4 protein-coding genes are annotated in these 3,762 nt (G+C 65.8%); 2 read left to right on the top strand and 2 right to left on the bottom strand.

From position 1 onward, the window contains the following. Nucleotides 1–34 precede the first annotated feature (34 nt). Both AC1DYI_RS29325 and AC1DYI_RS29320 read right to left on the bottom strand, forming a co-directional pair. A complete protein-coding gene (locus tag AC1DYI_RS29325; protein WP_477207647.1) occupies nt 35–514 on the bottom strand; it encodes a c-type cytochrome in 480 nt (159 codons plus the stop codon). Between the two features lie 74 nt (nt 515–588). Next, nucleotides 589–1,167: a peroxiredoxin gene (locus tag AC1DYI_RS29320; RefSeq protein ID WP_477207646.1), complete on the bottom strand. Its 579-nt coding sequence runs from the start codon at nt 1,165–1,167 to the stop codon at nt 589–591. 442 nt (nt 1,168–1,609) lie between these two features. Between AC1DYI_RS29320 and AC1DYI_RS29315 the strand changes: the two genes are divergently transcribed. Then, entirely contained in the window at nt 1,610–2,806 is a 1,197-nt protein-coding gene (locus tag AC1DYI_RS29315) for a sigma-54 interaction domain-containing protein (RefSeq protein WP_477207645.1), read from the top strand. Between the two features lie 324 nt (nt 2,807–3,130). Then, the coding region (locus AC1DYI_RS29310) for a hypothetical protein (protein ID WP_477207644.1) at nt 3,131–3,762 on the top strand (632 nt) is incomplete at its 3' end.

The raw sequence follows: 3,762 nt of genomic DNA, 5'->3' as shown, positions 1-3,762 counted from the left end.
GACACGGGTGGTGTGGGTGGGGTGTTTCATGGCCTCACTCCTTGGCGCGGAAGTCATCGTGGCAAGCCTTGCAGGTACGGCTCAACTTGCCGTACTGGTCCTTGATGAGGGCCAAGTCGCCGGCGGCAGCGACGCGGGCCAGTTCGTTGGCCTCCTTGCTGAAGTTCGCAGCGGCTTCGCCAACGCGCTTGCCATCCTGGAACAGCTCCGGCTTGACGGCCGTCTCATGCCAGCCCTTGCCCGATTCGGTGCCCGGCACGAACAAGCTGCCCAGCCCGGCATTGGCGAGCGCGGCGATGACAGCGGCGGCCTTCGCGACTTCCTCCCTGTTGTAGGTGCCGTCGAGCGAAGCCTTGATGCGGCCGGAGTTCCAGCCCACCACCTGGTAGGCCGACTGGCGCCACTTGATCAGCTGCTCAGGCTTCGGTGCCTGCTGCGCCTGGGTGACTGTCGACACAGCGGCGGCCGAGGTCACGATGGCGATCAATGAAAGGGATCGGATCTTGAGGTTCATGCTTGGGTTCGCGGGGTTGGGAAAAGGAAAAGCCGCACCGCGCGAACGGCGGTGCAGGGAGGGGTCATGCGCGGTCAGCGGCCGGCCACGGACAGTTTCTGGACCGCGGCAAGCGCCTGCTCGACGTTGTCCAGCGGGGCCAGCCCGCCCAGCGTCGCGGCCACACGGCCGTCGGTCCCGATGACGAAGGTCGTGCGCTCGGCGAAACCATGGTTGATCTCATCGCCACGGGTGTCACGGCGTCCCGGTGCGGCGTCTCGCACATTCAGTTCGTAGGACTTCGCGATCTGCCCCTGCGGGTCCGAGGCGACAGCGATCTTGCCAGCGCAGTACTCGGGATCGGCCGAGAAATCGTTCAAGCGCTGGATGCCGTCCAGCGACACGCCGACGACCGACGCCCCGGCGGCGCTGAACTTGTCGTGGTTCACCGCAAAGCTGTGCGCCTGCGCGTTGCAGCCCTGGGTGTAGGCCGCGGGAAAGAAGTAGACGACCACCGGGCCCTTCTTCAATTCGTCTCGAAGCGAATAGCCGAAGGCCTTGCCGGCCAGCGAAGCCTGCGCGGCGAACAAGGGAGCGGTGTCTCCTGCTGCCAACGCAGCGTGGGCACCGGGGGCGATCGAACTGGCCGCGAGACAGGCGACGCGCAGGGACATCGAAAGACGCATGATCGTTTGGGTTGGGTTGAGGTGGCCCAAGCTCCTCGCGAGCCCGGATCAGTGCCACCTCAGCAACTAACGCGCCATCTCGGCGCAGACGCTTCTGCGCCGAGACCATCACCCGAGCAAGGGCTTGCCTGCCGAGCGAGCAAGCGTCGCGCAGCAGCGACGCCGGCATGGCTCAATCCATGAGCCACCAGGGCGAAACTGTTGGTCTGCCACCAGTTCGGGCGGGTCGCCTGTCCGGCAATCAACAGTCACTGACCGATGCCGGACAGTTGGCGCCGAATCCGCCGCTCAACGCGTTCTTCATGCGAAAACCAAGACAGGCTCCGCGCAAAGCTTCGTTAGGCGCGGTGGGGAACTTCGCCACAGTTCTTCACATTGCGCCACACCATCGAGCCAACGGTGTGGCAGCCGACATCTGTCTTTTGTGCGCGTGTCCAATACCCCCCTGCTGACTCTGCCCGATTCGCCGACGGCGCCGACTTCGATCCGCGCCAAGGCTCTGCTGTTCCATGACGAAGCATCGCTCAAGCTGCTGGCCCACATCGAGCGCGTGTCCCGCAGCGACGCGACGGTTCTGATCATCGGAGAGACGGGTACCGGCAAGGAGCTCGTGGCTCGCCACATCCACGCCGCCAGTCAGCGCCGAGGACCCTTCGTTGCAGTCAACTGCGGCGCCTTCAGCGACAGCCTGATCGATGCCGAGTTGTTCGGCCACGAGTCCGGTGCATTCACCGGTGCAGGCAGTGCGCGCGCCGGGTGGTTCGAGGCTGCCAACGGCGGCACCCTGTTCCTGGACGAGATCGGCGACCTGCCCTTGCATCTGCAGGTCAAGCTGCTGCGCGTGCTGCAGGAAAGACAGATCGTCCGGCTCGGCTCGCGGCGCCCGGTCTCGCTGGATGTGCGCCTGGTGGCGGCGACCAACATCGACTTGAAGCAGGCTGTGGCTGCGCAGAACTTCCGCGCCGACCTGTACTACCGCCTGAATGTGGCGCCGCTGGCGCTGCCGCCGTTGCGCGAGCGGCGAGGCGACATCCTGCCCCTGGCACAGCACTTCATCGAAACCTACAGCCGCAAGCTGGGCTTGCACGATGTGCAGATCACCGCCGACGCCGCCGAGATGCTGCTCACCTACCCGTGGCCAGGCAACATCCGCGAGCTCGAAAACATCGTTCACTTCGCGCTCATCGTCTGCCAGGACGGCGTGATCCAGCCGCACGACCTGAAGCTCGTGGCACTCGGCCGGTCCGCGCCACCAGGCATCCCTGCGGAAGCGCCGGCACCAGCGACCCCGAGTCCTCAATCCGCCGTCTCTGATGCGGCCCTCGCAGAGTCGGCCCACTCACCGCTGGAACACCTCGCACCGCTGCTGCGCCAGCTGTTGCGTGCGCCGCCTGGTGGCGTCTATGTCGCCATCGAGCGGCTGATCGTGCGAACAGCGTTCGAACTCAACGACCACAACCAGGTCCACACCGCGCGAACCCTCGGGTTGTCGCGCAACTCGATGCGGACGCTGCTGATCAGGCACCAATTGATCGGCCCGAGGTCGCATCCCGAAGCACCGGCCACCACCGCATCGCCGGCCGCCATTGCATCGTCATTGCCAGCGGCCGCGCCAATGGCCTGGTGAGCTTCTTCACCCGCCGTCAATCGGCGGTTGGTTTGCCTGTTCGCAATCGCGATCGCGAACGATCTGTCGCCCCCGCGCATAAGCAGCCTCATCCCTAAGCTCGGGGGCCTGCATTCCCTACTCAGGGGGATGCTCGCGAAGGGACCTCGACCTAGAGTTCGTCCCACGGGGCGTCGCTGTTTTCACCGCCCCGCACCTTGTCAGCGTTGAGGACGCAACGGCCTTCGGGAAGAAGCCGTGTGCAGCCGTACCTCGGTCCGCTGACAGGGCCATCACTGGCTTGCAACCCGATGCAAGCGTTCCATTTTTCCCCAGGAGAAATCCATGTTGAACCGAGGTCGCACCCTCTCGGCGATCGCCGCCGCCTGCCTGTTGACCGGTGGCATCGCCGCTTCCGCGCCCGCCGCCGCAGCCACCCTGAACGAGCTGGCCAGCGCGTCGCGCTTCATCGTGCACAGCCGCGTCAGCAAGGTCGAATACGCGCAGTCCGAGGCCGTCAAGGGCCAGCCTGGCGTGCCGCACACGATCGTCACCTTCGACGTCGTCAAGCCCTTGCAGGGCAGCGTCGGCACCGCATCGTTCACGCTGCGCTTCATCGGCGGGCCGGACGGCCAGGGTCGCTTCCTGCAGGCGTCCAACGTGCCGGTCTTCCAGATGGGCGACGAAGACATCCTCTTCGTGCGCGACAACGGCACCAAGGGCTGCGCACTCGCCGGCTGTGCCGATGGTCGCTTCCGCGTGTTGAACGGCCTGGTCTACGACGGCACCGGCACGCCCGTGCTGAGCATCGATTCGAACCGGGTGATCGCCAGCGGCGAGATGCCCGCGGAGCTGGGCACCATCCGCTACCCGCGGCCCACGTTCGACGCGTTGATGAAGAACCCCGAGGCACGCGAGGCCCTGGCTCGTCAAGGCATGTCCGTCATGGAAGCCCGGCGGCAATACGAGGCGAATGC

The sequence above is a fragment of the Ideonella sp. P3_A4 genome (genome assembly GCF_056403075.1).
This window is presented reverse-complemented; position numbering and strand designations above follow the sequence as displayed.

What these genes read in the sequence shown, in the direction of transcription:
- AC1DYI_RS29320 (WP_477207646.1), bottom strand. Translation starts at nt 1,167, where the DNA reads ATGTCCCTGCGCGTCGCCTGTCTCGCGGCCAGTTCGATCGCCCCCGGT.
- AC1DYI_RS29325 (WP_477207647.1), bottom strand. Translation starts at nt 514, where the DNA reads ATGAACCTCAAGATCCGATCCCTTTCATTGATCGCCATCGTGACCTCG.